We start from the raw sequence: 17643 nt of genomic DNA, 5'->3' as shown, positions 1-17643 counted from the left end.
GTGCTCGAGCAGCCGATGGCCGGCGCGATCGGGGTGGGTCCCGAGGTGGAGCTGGTGGTCACCGAGGGCAACTACCTTCTGGTCGACCGCCCGGAGTGGCGTGCGGTCCGTGACCAGCTCGACGAGGTGTGGTTCCTGGAGTGCCCCGACGACGTGCGCCGTCGCCGGCTCATCGAGCGGCATGTCGAGTTCGGCAAGTCGCCCGCCGAGGCGCAGGCCTGGGTCGCGCGCGTGGACGACGCGAACGCCGCGCTGGTGACAGCGAGCCGAGCGGGTGCCGACCGCGTAATCGTGGCCTAGAAACGGAGAAGACCCGGCCCCGGTCCCTCCGTCCGGCCCGGGACCCGGGTCGCCTGGGGCTTCGGACGGGCATGGGGTCGTGCGGGACGTCCAGCATCGGCGGTCTGCACCGACGCATCACGTCGTCGTACTCACGGCGCGGTCTCGCCACCCAGCAGCTTGGAGGCGAGCACGGCGGCCTGAGTACGCCGCTCGAGGCCCAGCTTGGACAGGATGCTCGAGACGTAGTTCTTGACGGTCTTCTCGGCGAGGAACATGCGCTCACCGATCTGGCGGTTGGTCAGACCCTCGGCGATCAGGCCGAGCAGCTTGAGCTCCTGCTCGGTGAGGTCGGAGAGCTCGGGGACGGTCGCCGGTCCGTTGCGAACCCGGTCGAGGACCCGGGCGGTCAGCACGGGGTCGATCAGCGAGTTCCCCGCGGCCACCTGGCGGACGGCCCCGACGAGGTCGTGGCCGGCGATCTCCTTCAGCACGTAGCCGGACGCGCCGGCCATGATCGCGGCGAACAACGCCTCGTCGTCGTCGTACGACGTCAGGATCAAGGCGCGTACGTCGGGGTCGACAGCGCGGACCGCGCGGCACACCTCGATCCCCGACCCGTCCGGGAGCCGCGCGTCGAGCACCGCCACGTCGGCGTGCAGCGCGGGGATGCGCGCGGTGGCCTCCGCGGCCAGCCCCGACTCGCCGACCACGACGATGTCGCCGGCCGACTCCAGCAGCGCGCGCAGGCCGTGCCGCACGACCTCGTGGTCGTCGAGCAGGAACACGCGGATCCCCGAGGAGCTGTCGCCCATGGCACCAGTTCTAGCAAGGCGGGTGACGGCGTGTGGGGAGAACCCCTCACCCCCAGCAAATTCGTTCAGTCCGGCAGCAGCGATCTCGGCACGCCGTCGACGTCCAGGATCTCGACGCGAGGCTCCCCGTCGGCGGGTACGACGAAGCGCAGCCGGTCCTGGCCGCGGGCGTCGCGGAGGACCAGCCGGACCGACCCGTCGGACTCACGGGCGAGGCGCATCCGGGAGGCGCCCAAGCCGCTGTGACCCGCGAGGTGGCGCTCCTGCACCTCCTGCGCAGCCTCGTCGTCGAGGCCCTCCATCTCCTCGATCATGTCCACCAGGGACCAGTCGGGCAGGTCGGCGAACTCCAGCCACCGCTGCACCACCGAGCCCTCCTGGTGCATCCCGAAGCGGAAGCCCTCGTTCTGCTCGTAGTCGTCGAAGGTCAGGAAGCCGATCTGCTCCTTGCCCGAGTCACTCCGGAAGCCCGCGAAGGTCAGGGCGCCGCACTCGGTGCCCTCGTCGTTGACGAACAGGAGCCCGGCGGTCTCGTTGCGGCCCGGGTGCTGCACGAGTCGCCCCCGCATCGGCGCGGTTCGGCCCATGGTCGAGTTGCCGAGGACGACCCGAAGCGTTCCGTCGTCCTCGACGACGTTGATCCGTTTCACCGTCAGCTCGTCCACGACCGTCGGCGCCACCTCGACGCCCGAGCTCCGTGCGGCGGCCTCGGCCATCCGCAGCGCCTCGGTCGCCTTCTCGTACGCCGCGCGGGCCACGTCCAGTGCCTCGATCGCCGTCTCGCTCATGAGCGCCATCCTGCCGCGCGGCTCGATCAGCTCGACATCGGTGACCCCCGTCCGCCCTCAGGACCAAACAAACTGGCCCACAGACGGCAGTGCCGAGCCGACCGAGGTGCCGTCTGTAGGCCAGTTGGTGCTCGGCGCGTGAGAAGGGGCGCCCGGGATCAGGAGCCGGCGAGGAAGGCGAGGAGGTCCTGGCGGGTGAGGACGCCGACCGGCTTGCCGTCCTCGTGGACCAGCACGGCGTCGGCGTCCTCGAGCATCGCCACCGCGGCGCGCGCGGACTCGGCCGAGCCGATCGTGGGCAGGGGCGGGGACATGTGGTCCTCGACCCGGTCGGCCAGGTGGGCGGCGCCGGTGAAGAGCGCCTCGAGCAGGGTGCGCTCCGAGACCGACCCCGCGACCTCGGCGGCGACGATCGGCGGCTCCGCGCGTACGACGGGCATCTGGGAGACGCCGTACTCCTGGAGGATCGCCACGGCCTCGGCGATGGTCTCGGCGGGATGGGTGTGGACCAGGTCGGGCAGCCGCCCGGACTTGCCCCGCAGCACCTCGCCGACGGTCTGCTCGGTGGCCGCCGAGTCGGTCGCGAAGCCGTACTGCGCCAGCCACTCGTCGTTGAAGACCTTGGTGAGGTAGCCGCGCCCGGAGTCCGGCAGCAGCACGACGATCACGGCGTTCTCGCCCTCCGGGGTGCCGGCCAGCTCGCGGGCGACCTGCCGTGCGGCGTACGCCGCCATCCCGGCCGAGCCGCCGACCAGCATCGCCTCCTCACGAGCGAGGCGGCGGGTGAAGGCGAACGAGTCGGCGTCGGAGACCTCGATGACCCGGTCGGCGACCCCGCGGTCGTAGGTCTCGGGCCAGAAGTCCTCCCCCACGCCCTCGACCAGGTACGGCCGGCCGGAGCCGCCGGAGTACACCGAGCCGGACGGGTCGGCGCCGACGATCTGGACCTGCGGGTTCTGCTCCTTGAGATAACGGCCGACGCCGCTGATCGTGCCCCCGGTGCCCATCCCGCAGACGAAGTGGGTGACCCGGCCCTCGGTCTGCTTCCAGATCTCGGGTCCGGTGGTCTCGTAGTGCGAGCGCGGGTTGTTCGGGTTGGAGTACTGGTCGGGCTTCCAGGCTCCCGGCTCGGCGGCGAGCCGGTCGGAGACGTTGTAGTAGGAGTCCGGGTGCTCGGGCGCGACCGCGGTCGGGCAGACGACGACCTCCGCGCCGTAGGCCTTGAGCACGTTGCGCTTGTCCTCGCTGACCTTGTCCGGACACACGAAGACGCACCGGTAGCCCTTGGCCTGGGCCACCATCGCCAACCCCACGCCGGTGTTGCCGGAGGTGGGCTCGACGATGGTGCCGCCGGGCCGGAGCTCACCGGAGGCCTCGGCCGCCTCGATCATCCGGGAGGCGATCCGGTCCTTCACCGAGCCCCCCGGGTTGAGGTACTCGACCTTCGCCAGCACCAGCGGTCCCGCGCGGCCGGCGTCGCCGTCGAGGTCCAGGGTCTTCTCCAGCCGGACCAACGGGGTGTTCCCGACCAGGTCGAGCAACGACTCGGCGTACTCCATGCCGGTCAAGATAGCCGCGCACGGGCGGGCGTCCTGAATCTGCGAGGCCGGGACGGTTCATCACGCTGAGTGGGTGAGCCCTCGCCTGGCCAGGTGAGCTCCACCGGCCCTGTGCGGCTTCGGCTACCCAGCGTGATGAACCGACCCCGGCCCCCGCGCGCTCAGGCGGCGCGGTCGTAGCGGGTGGTCAGCTCGCGCTGGGGGTTGAAGGCCCACAGCGTGTAGGCGTTGACGCGGCCCAGCAGGGCCTTGGTGAACGCGGTCATCGCGGTCTCCCTTCTGCTCGTGTTGGCGGACACTCCTGGGTTCAATGAACTGCGCCCTTGGATCGTTCCAAGACAGCCGGTGACCCGAGTCACGTGTTGCCGGGTGCGTCGGACACCCGCTGGCCGGGCTGGATAGGTTGGCGCCATGGGGAAGGCCGCCGCGGCACGCAGGCTGGCCTCCGCCGCGGCGTTCGGGGGCGGGGGCCTCTCGGTCCTGGGCATGGGGCTGTACGGCGTGCTGCGCGGCGAGGCGGTGCTCGCCCGGCGGATGATCGGCAACGCCGGCGACGAGCCGCCGCCCGACTCGACCGGGTGGTACGGCCGCGGCCGTCCCGGTCCCGCCATCAAGGTCGCCCTCCTCGGCGACTCCAGCGCGGCCGGCTACGGCGTCGAGCGGATCGTCGAGACACCCGGAGCGTTCCTCGCCAGCGGCCTGGCCAAGCAGGCCGACCGCCGGGTCCACCTGCGCACCTACGCGAAGGTCGGCGCCCAGTCCTCCGACCTCGCCGGTCAGATCGACCGGGCGCTGCCGGGCGACCCCGACCTCGCCGTCATCCTGATCGGCGCCAACGACGTCACCCACCGGGTCAAGCCGTCGCAGTCGGTGCGCTACCTCGCCGAGTCCGTACGCCGACTGGTCGGTGCCGGCGCGAAGGTGCTGGTCGGCACCTGCCCGGACCTCGGCTCGGTCAAGCCGATCCCTCCGCCGCTCAAGCAGGTGGCGCGGTCGATGTCGCGGCGCCTCGCCGCGGCCCAGGCCATCGTGGTGGTCGAAGAGGGCGGCATCGCCGTCTCCGTCGGCTCCATCCTGGGGCCGGACTTCGCGGCCGCCCCGGCGGTGCTGTTCGGGCCCGACCAGTTCCACCCGTCGGCCGAGGGCTACCGCGCGGTGGCCGAGGTCCTGGTGCCCAGCGCCCTGAACCTGCTCGGCCTCGGCGTCGACGAGCCGCGACGGCCTACCCGCGGCGAAGGCACGATGCCGGTGGCCACCGCCGCGGTCCGCGCCGCCCGCACGCCCGGCACCGAGCTCGGGGACAAGAAGGGCCTCTGGGTCGAGCTGCGCCGGCGTGCCCGGCTGAGCTCCGACCCGGAGGCCCCGGCGGACGTTGACGAGGTCGTCGACGACCCGGATGCCGACCGGGAAGCGGTCAGCGACGCATGATCGCCAGGATCCGCAGCAGGTTGGTGTAGATCCAGACCAGGCTGACGGTCAGGCCGAACGCCGCACGCCACGATTCACGCTCCGGGAGTCCGGCGCGGATGCCGTTCTCGACGAAGTCGAAGTCGAGGATCAGCATGAAGATGCCGAGCACGAGCCCGATGCAGGCGAAGAGCAGGCCAACTCCCCCAAAGCCGTTGACCCCCAGCCCGCCCCCGAACATGGTGAGGAAGACCTCGAGGATGCTGAGTCCCACCATGGCGAAGACAGCCGCGATGACAAACATCCGGAACTTCTGGCCGACCTTGATGTCAAAGAATTTGTACGCCGCGAGCGTGCCCGCGAACGCGGCGAAGGTACCGATCACAGCCTGGAGGACGATGCCGTTGCCACCCCCGTAGACCGCGTCGACGTACTTGCTGAAGGCGCCGAGGGCGACCCCCTCGAGTGCGCAGAAGACCAGCACGAGAGCGGGGCTGATCACCCGCTTGAACGAGTTGACCAGCGAGAGCACGAATGCGCCGCCGCCGCCGATCGCCATGGCGGCGTAGAGCTTGCTGGCGTCGTTCGAGGTCATCGACTCGCTGATGGCGGGCGTCATCACCCATGTGGCGAACGCCGTAACCAGCAGAACGAGCAGCGAGATGCCGGTCTTCTGAACGACGCTGTCGATGGTCATCGGCGCCGTCGGCGCCTGCGTCCCCGGGGTGCCGACGCTCCACGTCGAGGGGTCGGGCGAGGTCGAGGAGCCGTAGCCCTGGTACGCCGCACCACCACCGCCGTAGACCTGGTTGCCGTAGGCGTTGGTCATCCGTCCGTTGAACTCGTCGGAGTTCCGGAAGACCGGATTGTTGCTCTGCATGGTGTCTCTCCCCTTGATTGGTCGGCCCGGTGGCCTGAGTCTCACGCGCGCAGCACCGGCATCGGTGGAGCTCGCCGATGCGCGCGTGAGCCTCAGCAGGCACGCCGCCGGATCCGACGGGCTCGGGACGATCGTAGCCACTGGTGACGGCGTACCGGAGGGTGTGGAGCAGAAGCACAGCCTCCGTTCAGGTGCGGATGGGGCTTGTCGGCGGGCGCTGTTAGCGTCGCCGGATGCGTTTCGCGCTGAGCATCCCGCCGTTCACCGATCCGGCCGTGGTGCTCCGGTGGGCGCGGTCCGCCGAGGCCAACGGCTGGGACGGGTTCTTCCTGTGGGACCACCTCCGCTGGGACGACCGGGCCGAGGTCCACGACCCCTGGGTGCTGCTGGGTGCGGTCGCGACCGCCACCGAGCGGATGCGGATCGGGACGATGGTGACGCCGCTGTCGCGGCGGCGGCCGGCAGTCGTGGCCAAGCACCTGGTCACCCTCGACCACCTCAGCGGGGGCCGGGTCACCCTCGGGGTGGGTCTCGGCGATCCGCCGGGCTACGACTTCGCCGACTTCGGCGACGAGCCGTCGTACGCCGTGCGTGCGGCGATCACCGACGAGGCGCTCGACGTGGTCGCGGGGCTGCTGACCGGGTCGGTCTCCCACCACGGCGAGCACCACCGCGCCGAGGCGACCATGCGGCCCGGGCCGGTGCAGCCGCGCATCCCGATCTGGATCGCCGGCCGGGCTCCCAACGCCAAGCCGCTCGAGCGCGCCCGCCGGTGGGACGGCTACGTGCCGATCGCCGACCCGTTCCTGACCCCCGACGCGCTCACGGCGTACGTCGGCCCCCACCCGCACGACGACTGGGACCTCGTCGTCCAGTGGCCCCACGGCACGTCGGCGGAGGAGTACGCCGCAGCCGGCGCCACCTGGCTGGTGCGGTCGACCTGGCCGCACGAGGAGGGCTGGCTCGACGAGATCGAGGGACTGGTCTCAGCCCCGCCCGACGACACCCGGCGGTGAGCAGGGATCGCTTTCCCCGAACGGAACCGATCCCACCCCACCGCTCCCGGGCGCCGGGTCGGCTGTTTTCGAGCGCGAGCGGTCACCAGGGCCGGCCGGGTCGCGCAGCCGCGGTGCCCCCGCTGGGGGTCGAACCCAGACTGAACCGCTTTTAAGGCGGCTTCCTCTACCGGTTGGGATACAGGGGCCGTGCCGGGACGTGATACGAACCGAGCCCTAGAAGGCTCCGTCCGTATGACGTCCGCATGACGTCGCATTGTCGCAGGGGTCAGGGGGTGGGGATGCCGGCGAGGGCGCGGGCGGTGCCGAAGATCTGGTCCAGCATCGCGGGGGTGAGGCGGCCGGTGAAGGTGTTGTGTTGGGAAGGGTGGTAGCAGCCCAGCAGCGTGACCGGCCGCTCCTCCCTGTGGCCCTCGCGGGCCACGATCACCTGGACACCGTGGCCGAACCGAGGCCGCGGTCGGGGTACGGCGTAGCCCGCGCCGGCCAGGGCCCGCAGGGCCCCGTCCCACCCGTAGGCGCCGAGAGCGACCACGACCCGCAGCGTCGGCGCGAGCAGCTGTAGCTCACGGTTGATCCAGGGCATGCAGGTGTCACGCTCGGTGACCGTGGGCCTGTTCGCGGGTGGTGCGCACCGGACGGTCGCCACCATCCGCGCGTTGACCAGCCGCTGGCCGTCGCCGGCGTGGACGCTGGTCGCCTGCGTGGCCAGCCCGACCCGGTGCAGGCTGGCGAAGAGCCAGTCCCCGGACGAGTCGCCGGTGAAGACCCGACCGGTCCGGTTGCCGCCGTTGGCCGCAGGAGCCAGACCGACGATCACCAGCCGCGCCTCCTCGCCGGGTCCGCCGAGGCCGGTGGTCGGGGCGCCCCACCCGGCGATCGGGCGGCCCCAGTAGGGCTGGCCCGCGAACGACGCGCGCTTGTCGCGAGCCACGTCCTCGCGCCACCGCACCAGCCGCGGGCACGCCGAGCACACGCTGACCCGGGCGTCCAGCTCGGCCAGGTCATCGGTGCCGGCGAGCCGGCGTACGGCGGCCGCGGTGCGCGCGACCGGCGTGTCCGGCGTCGCGGGGTCGTCGGGCCAGCCCGTGCCCGGCGGCACCGGACTGGGGTACGGCGTGCCGGTCAAGGGATGGGGCAGCGCCTCACTCATCGCGGACCAGCGAGGTGGCGATGCCGTAGAGGATGTCGGCCTCGGACACCCGATAGCCGCCGGCTCCGGAGCGGGCGAGCACCCGCGACCAGATCAGGGCCCCGGCGTCGATGACGTCGGCACGCCCCGGGTGCATGGTGGGGATCGCGCGACGTTCGGCGACCGTCATCGCGACGAGCCGGTCGACGTACGCCGCTGTGCCGGCCACGTCCAGCTCGGCTCCGTCGATGGCGTCGCGGTCGTAGGAGGGCAGCTCGAGCATGCCGGCGGCCAGGGTCTTGATGGTCCCGGACGTGCCGATCACCGACCGTGCCTTCGCCAGCGGCACCGGGCACTCGTCGAGGTGCCGGTCGATGTCGGCCAGGCAGGCCGTGACCTGCTCGGCCGTGGGCGGGTCGTCGTGCAGGTGTCGCTCGTGGAGACGCACCGACCCGATGTCCATCGACACGGCGGAGTCCGGAGAACCGCTGCCGAGCACGAGCTCGGTCGACCCGCCTCCGATGTCGACCACCAGGATCGGCTCGTCGATCGGGCTCCGCAGGTGACCGACCGCGCCCTCGAACACGAGCGCGGCTTCCTGCTCGCCGGTCAGCACCTCCGGGGTGATGCCGAGGCGTTGGCGCACCCCGTCGGTGAACACCTGGGCGTTGCGTGCGTCGCGGGTGGCCGACGTCGCGCAGAAACGTATCCGGGTCACGGCGTACTGCTCGACCAGCGCGGCGTACTCGTCGATCGCGGCGAACGTCCGAGCCAGCGCCTCCTCCCCGAGAACGCCGGTCGTGTCCACCGACTGGCCGAGCCGCACCATCCGCGACTCCCGCACCAGCACGTGCGGCAGCTCGCCGATCAGGATCTTGATGGAGTTCGTGCCGCAGTCGATCGCGGCGATCCGCTCAGACATCGGCGGGGAGATCGGCGCAGACATCTGCGGGGACATCGACGCACGGCCCGTCCGCCCACCACGCACCCAGCCGCTCGAGCACCTCGTCGCCGAACGGGTTGACCCCCGCCCCGGCGGCGAGCGCGTGGGCGGCGAGCACGTGCAGGCACTTGACCCGGTCGGGCATCCCACCCGCGGAGACCCCGGCGATCTCGGGGACGTCGCCCAGGGCCGCGCGATCGGCGAGGTAGGCCTCGTGGGCGGCTCGGTACGCCGCGGCCAGCTCGGCGTCGTCGCCGAGCCGCGACTCCATCTCCCGCATCAGCCCGGAGCCCTCGAGCGTGCCGATCAGCGAGGTCGACCGCGGGCAGGTCAGGTAGTACGTCGTGGGGAACGGGGTCCCGTCGGGAAGCCGCGGCTCGGTCACGACCACGTCCGGGAGCGAGCACGGACAGCGGTGACCGATGGCGTGTGTCCCGCGTGACGGCCGCCCGAGCTGGGCCTCGACCGCGGCCAGGTCGGCCTGGGCGACCCGTCGGGTCACCTGTTCGTGCCGCCGAGGTACTTCAGCGGCTTCTGCGCCGGCTTCGCCGCGGGCGGGTCGCCGGCGAGCTGCACCGATCTCCACTCGGTGGTCCACCAGGCGGTCGGCGTCGACGTGGCCGACGTACGCGGATCCGACAGGGTCGACTGCGCGGCAAGCGGCTTGCCGTCCTCGCCGATCACGACGTACGACGTCTGACCGGGCATCAGGTAGCCGAACCGGGCGCGGGCCTGCTCGCGCACGTACGCCGGGTCCTGCCACCTGGCCTTCTCGCTCTCGAGCCGATCGATGCTGCTCTGGCTGGACGCGATCTGGCTGCGCAGCTGCGTGATCTGGCTGTGCTGCTGGAAGTAGGCCTTCAGCGACGACGCGTAGGAGATGGTGAGCACGGACAGCACCAGCACGAGCACCATGGCCCGGCCGGTGAACCGCGAGCGTCGCTGCTCGGGCACGGCGGCGCCCGGCGTCGGGGCCGCCGGGCGGGACCGCGCGCGTTGACGCGGGCCGCCGGGGCGGGAGCCCGGGCGGCCCGTGGGTGCGCGTCGCGGCTGCTTCATCGGCTGGATCAGGCGCCGTAGCGCGGGAAGGCCCGGGCACCGGCGTACCGGGCGGCGTCGTCGAGCTCCTCCTCGATCCGGAGCAGCTGGTTGTACTTGGCGACCCGCTCCGACCGCGCGGGGGCGCCGGTCTTGATCTGGCCGCAGTTGGTGGCGACGGCGAGGTCGGCGATGGTCGTGTCCTCGGTCTCGCCGGAGCGGTGGCTCATCATGCAGCGGAACCGGTTGCGGTGCGCGAGGTCCACCGCGTCGAGGGTCTCGGTGAGCGAGCCGATCTGGTTGACCTTGACCAGGAGCGCGTTGGCCTGCCCGCCGTCGATGCCACGCTGCAGACGCTCGACGTTGGTCACGAAGATGTCGTCGCCGACGATCTGGACACGCTCACCGAGCTCGTCGGTGATCGTCCGCCACCCGTCCCAGTCGTCCTCGTCGAGCGGATCCTCGAGCGAGACGATCGGGTACGACGACACCAGGTCGCCATAGTAGGAGCTCATCTCGGCCGAGGACTTCTTGTCGCCCTCGAACCGGTAGGACCCGCTGTCGAAGAACTCCGACGCCGCCACGTCGACCGCGAGCGCGATGTCGGCTCCGGCGGTGAACCCGGCCGAGCCGATGGCCGCGACGATCAGGTCGAGGGCGTCGCGGTTGGAGGGCAGGTCGGGCGCGAATCCGCCCTCGTCGCCGAGCCCGGTCGCGAGCCCTCGCTGCTTCAGCACCGACTTGAGCGCGTGGTAGACCTCCGCGCCGTGCTGCAGCGCCTCGCGGAAGGTGCCGGCACCGAGCGGCGCGATCATGAACTCCTGGATGTCGACGTTGGAGTCCGCGTGGGAGCCGCCGTTGAGGATGTTCATCATCGGCACGGGGAGCAGGTGGGCGTTGGGACCCCCGACGTAGCGGTAGAGCGGAAGGCCCGCGGAGTCGGCGGCCGCCTTCGCGACCGCGAGGGAGGCACCGAGGATCGCGTTCGCGCCGAGGTTGGCCTTGTTGGGAGTGCCGTCGAGGTCGAGCATCGTCTGGTCGACGAGGCGCTGGTCGTCGGCGTCCATGCCCTCGAGGGCCGGGCCGATCTGCTGGACCACGGCGGACACGGCCTTCTGCACGCCCTTGCCGCCGAAGGCCTGCTCGCCGTCACGCAGCTCGACGGCCTCGAAGGCGCCCGTCGACGCACCGCTCGGGACCGCGGCCCGGGCGTAGGTGCCGTCGTCGAGCAGCACCTCGACCTCCACCGTCGGATTGCCCCGGGAGTCGAGGATCTCGCGGCCGCCGACAGCTTCGATGATCGCCATGCCGGCCAGACTATCCGCGGGTCGTCGTCTGCCCGCGCAGCACCCGCGGGGTGAGCAGCCCCATCGCGATCAAGCCGAACGCCAGGCCCCTCACCATGCTCGAACCCATGAGTGCACCCGACCCCACCTGCTGGTTCTGCGACGACGACGTCCGGACCGACCCGCCTCCGGGCGGCTTCCTGGTCGACGACGGCACGTGGCGGGCCGGCCACGCCCCCGCGTCGTTCGCGACGGTCGGCACCGTGGTCCTCGAGTCGCGTCGGCACGTCCTCGACCAGGCGGGCTTCGACGACACCGAGGCAGGGTCGTACGTCGACGTCCTCGGACGGCTCGTCGCGGCGGTACGACGTACCACCGGCTGCGACCGGGTCTACCAGTGGGCGACCATGGACGCCTTCCCGCACTTCCACGTCTGGCTGGTGCCGTGGTCGCGGACCGACGACCTGCGCGGCCCGCGGTTCCTCGCCGACCGGCTCGTGCACGGCGCCGTGTGCACATCGGCCGAGGCCGACGCGATGGCGGCCTCGCTACGCAACGCTCTGCTCAGGACCTCCCAGAGGGTCACGCCGGTGGGATGACGCCGGACCGAAGGTCGGACATACTCGGCCGATGGCGGTGGAGACCGGCGAGAACCCCTGGCCCGGGATGTTCGACACGATCGCGGACCAGTACGACCAGTCCGGGGTCGCGTGGTTCAAGCCCATCGCCGGTGGACTGGTCGAGCTGCTAGACCCGCGGCCGGGCGAGCGGTTCCTCGAGCTCGGACCGGGTCGCGGCGCGCTGACCGTGCCGCTCGCCGAAGCCGTCGGCCCCGACGGCGGCCTCGACGCGCTCGACATGGCGCCGTCGATGGTGCGGCTGCTGCGGGAGGACCTGGACCGCCGGGGAGTGACCAACGTCAGCGTCGGCGTGGGCGACGCGAGCGACCCTCGTCCTCCGGGATCGGCGTACGACGGTGTCGCGGCCTCGCTGGTCCTCTTCTTCCTGCCCGATCCGGTGGCGGGACTCGTCGCATGGCACCGGCTGGTCCGACCGGGTGGACGCGCGGGGATCGCCACCTTCCAGCCGTGGGTGGGCCGGTTCGCCGAGCTGCTGGGGATGGTGGAGGAGTACGCCGGCCCGGCGGAGCGCGGCGGCTCGCCGTTCGACACCGACGCCGGTGTCGAGGACCTGTTCCGCCAGGCCGGGTTCGCGGACGTCCGGACCGTGCTGCGCACCTTCCCGATCTCGTTCCGCGACCTCGACCAGTGGCACACCTGGTCGCAGGCGACGGCCCTGCGCCGGGTGTGGACCGACACCGATCCGGCGCAGCACCCGGAGATCCTGGAGCGCGCCCGCGCCATCCTCGACGGGGCGCGAGATGCCGACGGACGGATCGTCCTCGACATCGGCATCCGCTACACCCTGGCCCTGCGCTGACCCGGCTCTTCGCCACGCTGCAGGACGCCGACCCGGCCCTTCGCCACGCCCTAGGACGCAAACCCGGCGTGAAGCTGACGTCGGCAAGAGCCGGGTCAGCGTTCCTGGGAGTGGGCAAGAGCCGGGTCAGCGTTGGACGGCGCGGCGGAGGGCGTCGCGGAGGGCCTGCTCCGGGTCGATCCCGGCCGAGGTCGCCTCGGCCACGAGGGCGAGGAGGCGGTCGCCGAGGTCGGCCGACCCATCCGTGGGTTCAGTCAGATCAGCAGCCGCGGACGGGGTGCGCTCCAGCACCTTGGTGGCCAGCAGCAGGGCGGAGAGTCCGGGCGCGATGCCGTCGTACGGCGATGTCCTCGCCTTCTCGGTCGCCTTGATCGCCTGCCACTGGGCGTCCACCTCGGCGGCCGTCAGCGTGGTCGGCCCGGTCGAGCCGAAGACGTGGGGGTTGCGGCGATGCATCTTGGAGCGAATCCCGGTGGCGACGTCGTCCATGGTGAACGCATCGGTCTCCTCGGCGATCACCGCGTGGAAGTAGACCTGCAGCAGCAGGTCTCCGAGCTCCTCGCGCAGGTGCGAGAGGTCGCCGGTGTCGATCGCCTCCAGGGTCTCGGCCGTCTCCTCCTGGAGGTAGCGCGCGAGCGACCGGTGGGTCTGCTCACGCTTCCAGGGGCACTCGCGCCGCAGCCGGCGCATGTCCTCGAGGAAGTCGAGGAGAGCCTGCCCGTCGCTCACGGGTCAGCCGCAGACCTGCGCCGTGGGCAGCTTCGACGTGTAGGTCTCCGGGGGACCCTGCTGGCCGTTGACCTGGGCGCCGGCCGAGGCCAGCGCACTCAGCGGGTACGACGTCTCGTCCTGCTGCTGGGTGAACTTGCCGCCGTCGACGGACAGGCCGAAGACCGGGTCGAGGAAGACGTCGTGGTTGTTGAGCCATTCCTTCGTCGCCACCTGGCCGCGCTCGAGCGCCGCCTTGATCTCGGCGTTGGACTGGCCGGTCTTCCCGGTCAGCTGCTGGCCGATCGCGACCTCGACGTTCTGGAGGTACGCGTCGCTCCCGGACACGGCGATCACCGCGTCGCGCTGGTCCTGCGGCGCCGAGGCCAGGACCTGCTGGAGCTGGGTGACCTGCGCCTGGTAGCCGGACGCCGGCTCGACGCCGTACTCGTCCGCCAGCTGCTCCCCCAGCGCCCGCTTGGCGAGACCCGCCGCCGCGAAGCTCCGGAACAGGCCCATCGGTGCCGGACCGGACTGCTGCTGCTGGGACTGCTGGGCGGTGACGAAGGCCTTGCAGTAGAGCGTCGCCGTGTTGTCGATCGTGCTCATCGACACCCGGTCGTCGCCGATCACCGCGGCGGAGCCGGGGTGGATGCCGATCGAGCTCCCGCACCCGGTGAGGAGCAGGCCGGCCGCGGCGAGACCGACGAGCGCGACGGGCCGGCGGCGCTGACGCGACAGGATCACGATGACTCCCTGGTGAGGTTCTCACTGCTGGGCTGGCTGGTGGGGGCACGGTCCGGGTCGATCACGGAGTCGATGACCGTGCGCGCCCATTCAAGCAGGGCCACCCCGTCGATCGGACGGCCCCCGATCACCTCCGTCTGCGGACGTGGCACGAGCAGGGTGCCGACCTGGCTCTTGACGATGCTGCGCGGGTAGAGCCGGTTGAGCCGGAGGACGCGGGACTCCGGCAGGTCGACCACCGGCGAGAACCGGACGTTGCGGCCGGCGATGGTCACCTCGGAGATGCCCGCCTGCCGGGCGCGCGCGCGGAACCGCGCGACCAGGAGCAGCGAGGCGACCTCGACCGGCGGCTCGCCGTACCGGTCGTCCATCTCGTCGCGGATCGCGTCGACGTCGTCGTCGCTGCGCACCTCGGCCAGCCGCCGGTACATCTCCAGCCGCAGGCGCTCGCTCGGGATGTAGGTGTGCGGCAGGTGGGCGTCCACCGGCAGCTCGATGCGCACCTCGCCGAGGTCGTCGGCCGGCGCGCCGTCCGAGCGGAACTCCTGCACCGCCTCGCCGACCAGCCGGACGTAGAGGTCGAAGCCGACGTCGGCGATGTGTCCGGACTGCTCGCCGCCCAGCAGGTTGCCGGCGCCCCGGATCTCGAGGTCCTTCATCGCGATCGCCATGCCGCCGCCGAGGTCGGAGTGCTGGGCCAGGGTCGCGAGCCGCTCGTGGGCGGTCTCGGTCAGCGGCTTCTCGGCCGGGTAGAGGAAGTAGGCGTAGGCACGCTCGCTGGATCGCCCGACCCTGCCACGGAGCTGATGGAGCTGCGACAGCCCGAGGGCGTCGGCCCGCTCGATGATCATCGTGTTCGCGTTGGAGACGTCCAGCCCGGACTCGACGATCGTGGTGCAGACCAGGACGTCGAAGCGTTTCTCCCAGAAGTCGAGCATCACCTGCTCGAGCTGGTGCTCGCCCATCTGGCCGTGCGCGGTCGCGACCCGCGCCTCCGGGACGAGCTCGCGGATGCGCGCGGCCGCCTTCTCGATCGACTGCACCCGGTTGTGGATGAAGAACACCTGGCCCTCGCGGAGGAGCTCGCGCCGGATCGCGGCGGTGACCGTGCGGTCCTCGTAGGCGCCGACGTAGGTCAGCACCGGGTGTCGCTCCTCGGGAGGTGTCGTGATGGTCGACATCTCGCGGATGCCGGTGATCGCCATCTCGAGCGTGCGCGGGATCGGGGTGGCGCTCATCGACAGCACGTCGACGCTCGTGCGCAGCCGTTTCATCTGTTCCTTGTGCTCGACGCCGAAGCGCTGCTCCTCGTCGACGATGATCAGGCCGAGGTCCTTGAGCCTGATGTCGGGGTTGAGCAGCCGGTGGGTGCCGATCACGATGTCCACCGAGCCCTCGCGCAACCCGTCGCCGACCTCACGCGCCTCCTTCTCGGTCTGGAACCGGCTCAGCGGCCGGATCGTCACCGGGAACGCGCCCATCCGCTCGGCGAACGTCGTGTAGTGCTGCTGCACGAGCAGCGTCGTCGGGACCAGTACGGCGACCTGCTTGCCGTCCTGCACCGCCTTGAACGCCGCCCGCACCGCGATCTCGGTCTTGCCGTAGCCGACGTCGCCGCAGACGAGCCGGTCCATCGGCACTGTCTGCCGCATGTCGGCCTTGACCTCGTCGACCGTGGTCAGCTGGTCGGGCGTCTCGTGGAACGGGAACGCGTCCTCGAGCTCGCGTTGCCACGGCGTGTCCGGTCCGAACGCGAAGCCCTGCGTGGCCTGGCGCGCGGCGTACAGCTTGATCAGCTCGGCGGCGATCTCGCGGACCGCGCGGCGGGCGCGGTTCTTCCGCTTGCTCCAGTCGGAGCCGCCGAGGCGGTCGAGGTGCGGCTGCTCGCCGCCGACGTAGCGGGTGACCTGGTCGAGGCTGTCGGCCGGCACGTAGAGCATGTCGGCCGGCCCCCCGCGCTTGGAGGCGCCGTACTCGAGCACGAGGTACTCGCGGGTCGCGCCGTGCACCTCGCGCTGCCGCATCTCGACGAACCGGCCGACACCGTGCTGCTCGTGGACGACGTAGTCGCCCTTGGACAGCTCGAGCGGGTCGATCTGCCGCTTGCGACGGGTCGGCATCCGGCTGTGGTCACGGGTCGCGCCGCGCTGCCCGGAGAGGTCGTCGCCGGTGAGCAGCACCAGCCCGAGTCCGCCGGCGACGAAGCCGTGGGCCAGGGTCGCGCAGGTGACGGTCACCACGTGGGGCTCGGGCTCGACGTCGTCGTCGGGCTCGACCAGGCGGGCCGGGACGTCGTGCTCGGCGAGCACCTCGACCATGCGCTGCGCGGGGCCGTGCCCGGGGTGGGTGACCACGACCCGGTCGCCGTCGGCGAGCCAGCCGCGGAGATCCGCGACGACGCGCTCGACGTCCCCGCGGTAGCCGTCGACAGGGGTGGCGGACACGGTGCGGCCGCCCTCGCCGACCAGCTCGTCGTCCAGCCCGAACGGACTGATGGACCACCACGGCTGCCCGAGCTCGCGAGCATGGGCGAGGACGTCGTCGAGCTCGCGGTACGACGCGGCGCCGAGGTCGATCGGCGCCTGGCCGCCGCCGGCGGCAGCGGCCCACGACGCACCCAGGAACTCCTCGCTGGTCGCCACCAGGTCGTGCGCGCGCGTGCGCACCCGCTCGGGGTCGACCACGACCACCTGGGTGTCGTCGGGCATCGCGTCGACCAGCAGCTCGAGCTCGTCGACGAGGACCGGTGCCAGCGACTCCATGCCCTCGACCGCGATGCCGGCCGCGATCTTGTCGGTCATCTCGGCGAGCTGCGGGTGGGCCTCGCCCAGGGCCGCGGCGCGACGGCGTACGTCCTCTGTCAGGAGCAGCTCGCGGCACGGCGGCGCCCACAGCCGGCCGACCTTCTCGATCGTGCGCTGGTCGGCGACGGCGAACGACCGGATCTCCTCGACCTCGTCGCCCCAGAACTCCACCCGGATCGGGTGCTGCTCGGTCGGCGGGAAGACGTCGACCAGACCACCGCGGACGGCGAACTCGCCGCGCTTCTCCACCAGGTCGACGCGGGTGTACGCCGCGTCCGCGAGCCGCCGGGTGACCTCGTCGAGCTCGGCGGTGTCGCCGGGCTCCAGCTCCACCGGCTCGAGATCACCGAGCCCTCGCACCTGAGGCTGGAGGATCGACCGGACCGGTGCGACGACCACGCGGAGCGGACCGATCGCGGCGTCGGCACCGGGGTGGCGCAGCCGGCGCAGCACCGCGAGCCGTCGGCCGACGGTGTCGCTGCGCGGACTCAGCCGCTCGTGGGGAAGGGTCTCCCAGCTCGGGAAGTAGGCGATCGATGCCGGGTCGACCAGCGTGCCCAGCTCTTCGGTGAGCTCCTCTGCCTCGCGGCCCGTGGCCGTGACCAGCAGCACCACGCGCCCGGACCGGACCAGCCCGTCGACCAGGAACGGCCGCACCCCGGCGGGCGCGGTCAGGTCGAGCCGGCCGAGCCGGGGTGCGTCGGCCAGCGCCGCCGCCAGCGAGGGCTCGGCCAGCACGGCGTCGGAGAGGGCGGAGGTGAGCACGCAGCGACCTTTCGCGGGCAGGGGACAGCACGACGA

At 71.8% G+C, this 17643-nt stretch carries 16 protein-coding genes, 1 tRNA gene and 1 pseudogene; 5 read left to right on the top strand and 13 right to left on the bottom strand.

The features are described 5' to 3' along the window. Nucleotides 1-300, top strand: a pseudogene (locus VGK78_RS13210) (nucleoside/nucleotide kinase family protein); the annotation flags it as partial. Nucleotides 301-431: 131 nt separating this feature from the next. Here VGK78_RS13210 and VGK78_RS13205 read toward each other — a convergent pair. The 3 genes from VGK78_RS13205 to VGK78_RS13195 all read right to left on the bottom strand — a co-directional run bounded on the left by VGK78_RS13205 (nt 432) and on the right by VGK78_RS13195 (nt 3441). Then, on the bottom strand, nt 432-1094 hold the full coding sequence (locus VGK78_RS13205) for a response regulator transcription factor (RefSeq protein WP_331528113.1): 663 nt from the start codon (nt 1092-1094) through the stop codon (nt 432-434). 65 nt (nt 1095-1159) lie between these two features. Continuing rightward, nucleotides 1160-1882 (bottom strand): hypothetical protein, encoded by a 723-nt coding sequence (locus VGK78_RS13200; protein ID WP_331528112.1) that lies wholly within the window; start codon nt 1880-1882, stop codon nt 1160-1162. Nucleotides 1883-2040: 158 nt separating this feature from the next. Further along, the gene (locus VGK78_RS13195) at nt 2041-3441 is read right to left on the bottom strand and encodes a cystathionine beta-synthase (RefSeq protein ID WP_331528111.1); all 1401 of its coding nucleotides are present in this window, start codon (nt 3439-3441) and stop codon (nt 2041-2043) included. 411 nt (nt 3442-3852) lie between these two features. Here VGK78_RS13195 and VGK78_RS13190 point away from each other — a divergent pair, with 411 nt between their 5' ends. After that, complete coding sequence (locus VGK78_RS13190) at nt 3853-4869, top strand: SGNH/GDSL hydrolase family protein (RefSeq protein WP_331528110.1); 1017 nt, start codon at nt 3853-3855, stop codon at nt 4867-4869. Here the strand turns inward: VGK78_RS13190 and VGK78_RS13185 are convergent. Then, nucleotides 4856-5728 carry a Bax inhibitor-1/YccA family protein gene (locus VGK78_RS13185; protein ID WP_331528109.1) on the bottom strand — a complete coding sequence of 291 codons (873 nt, stop codon included), beginning with the start codon at nt 5726-5728 and terminating at the stop codon, nt 4856-4858. The genes VGK78_RS13190 and VGK78_RS13185 overlap by 14 nt on opposite strands. 233 nt (nt 5729-5961) lie before the next feature. Between VGK78_RS13185 and VGK78_RS13180 the strand changes: the two genes are divergently transcribed. Continuing rightward, entirely contained in the window at nt 5962-6744 is a 783-nt protein-coding gene (locus VGK78_RS13180; RefSeq protein WP_331528108.1) for an LLM class flavin-dependent oxidoreductase, read from the top strand. Between the two features lie 114 nt (nt 6745-6858). Here the strand turns inward: VGK78_RS13180 and VGK78_RS13175 are convergent. From VGK78_RS13175 to eno, 6 genes are all read right to left on the bottom strand, one after another. Next, nucleotides 6859-6932: transfer RNA gene (locus VGK78_RS13175), tRNA-Leu, on the bottom strand. A gap of 80 nt (nt 6933-7012) precedes the next feature. After that, the gene (locus VGK78_RS13170; protein WP_331528107.1) at nt 7013-7897 is read right to left on the bottom strand and encodes a uracil-DNA glycosylase; all 885 of its coding nucleotides are present in this window, start codon (nt 7895-7897) and stop codon (nt 7013-7015) included. Further along, nucleotides 7890-8798 (bottom strand): Ppx/GppA phosphatase family protein, encoded by a 909-nt coding sequence (locus tag VGK78_RS13165; RefSeq protein WP_331528106.1) that lies wholly within the window; start codon nt 8796-8798, stop codon nt 7890-7892. Before VGK78_RS13165 ends, VGK78_RS13170 begins: the two co-directional genes overlap by 8 nt. After that, a complete protein-coding gene (locus tag VGK78_RS13160) occupies nt 8791-9321 on the bottom strand; it encodes a DUF501 domain-containing protein (protein WP_331528105.1) in 531 nt (176 codons plus the stop codon). Before VGK78_RS13160 ends, VGK78_RS13165 begins: the two co-directional genes overlap by 8 nt. Next, nucleotides 9318-9773 carry an FtsB family cell division protein gene (locus VGK78_RS13155; RefSeq protein ID WP_331528104.1) on the bottom strand — a complete coding sequence of 152 codons (456 nt, stop codon included), beginning with the start codon at nt 9771-9773 and terminating at the stop codon, nt 9318-9320. Before VGK78_RS13155 ends, VGK78_RS13160 begins: the two co-directional genes overlap by 4 nt. Nucleotides 9774-9886: 113 nt before the next feature. Next, nucleotides 9887-11164: a phosphopyruvate hydratase gene (eno, locus tag VGK78_RS13150; protein ID WP_331528103.1), complete on the bottom strand. Its 1278-nt coding sequence runs from the start codon at nt 11162-11164 to the stop codon at nt 9887-9889. A 107-nt stretch (nt 11165-11271) separates the two neighbouring features. On the opposite strand from eno, the gene VGK78_RS13145 reads away from it, so the two are divergent. Both VGK78_RS13145 and VGK78_RS13140 read left to right on the top strand, forming a co-directional pair. Continuing rightward, on the top strand, nt 11272-11742 hold the full coding sequence (locus VGK78_RS13145; protein WP_331528102.1) for a hypothetical protein: 471 nt from the start codon (nt 11272-11274) through the stop codon (nt 11740-11742). Nucleotides 11743-11773: 31 nt separating this feature from the next. Then, nucleotides 11774-12583 carry a class I SAM-dependent methyltransferase gene (locus tag VGK78_RS13140; RefSeq protein WP_331528101.1) on the top strand — a complete coding sequence of 270 codons (810 nt, stop codon included), beginning with the start codon at nt 11774-11776 and terminating at the stop codon, nt 12581-12583. Nucleotides 12584-12709: 126 nt separating this feature from the next. Here VGK78_RS13140 and VGK78_RS13135 read toward each other — a convergent pair whose 3' ends face one another. From VGK78_RS13135 to mfd, 3 genes are read right to left on the bottom strand one after another with little or no spacing between them, the layout of a single operon-like run. Continuing rightward, on the bottom strand, nt 12710-13312 hold the full coding sequence (locus VGK78_RS13135) for a MazG family protein (RefSeq protein WP_331528100.1): 603 nt from the start codon (nt 13310-13312) through the stop codon (nt 12710-12712). Between the two features lie 3 nt (nt 13313-13315). Next, a complete protein-coding gene (locus VGK78_RS13130) occupies nt 13316-14038 on the bottom strand; it encodes a hypothetical protein (RefSeq protein ID WP_331528099.1) in 723 nt (240 codons plus the stop codon). After that, nucleotides 14035-17607, bottom strand: coding sequence for a transcription-repair coupling factor (gene mfd, locus VGK78_RS13125; protein WP_331528098.1), 3573 nt, complete (start codon nt 17605-17607; stop codon nt 14035-14037). The genes VGK78_RS13130 and mfd overlap by 4 nt, the downstream gene beginning before the upstream one ends. Nucleotides 17608-17643: the final 36 nt, after the last annotated feature.

Origin of the sequence: Nocardioides sp., from assembly GCF_036503465.1 — a bacterium.
Lineage (GTDB): Bacteria > Actinomycetota > Actinomycetes > Propionibacteriales > Nocardioidaceae > Nocardioides.
Note: the sequence above shows the minus strand (reverse complement) of the source record. Positions and strands in the feature narration are given on the sequence as shown.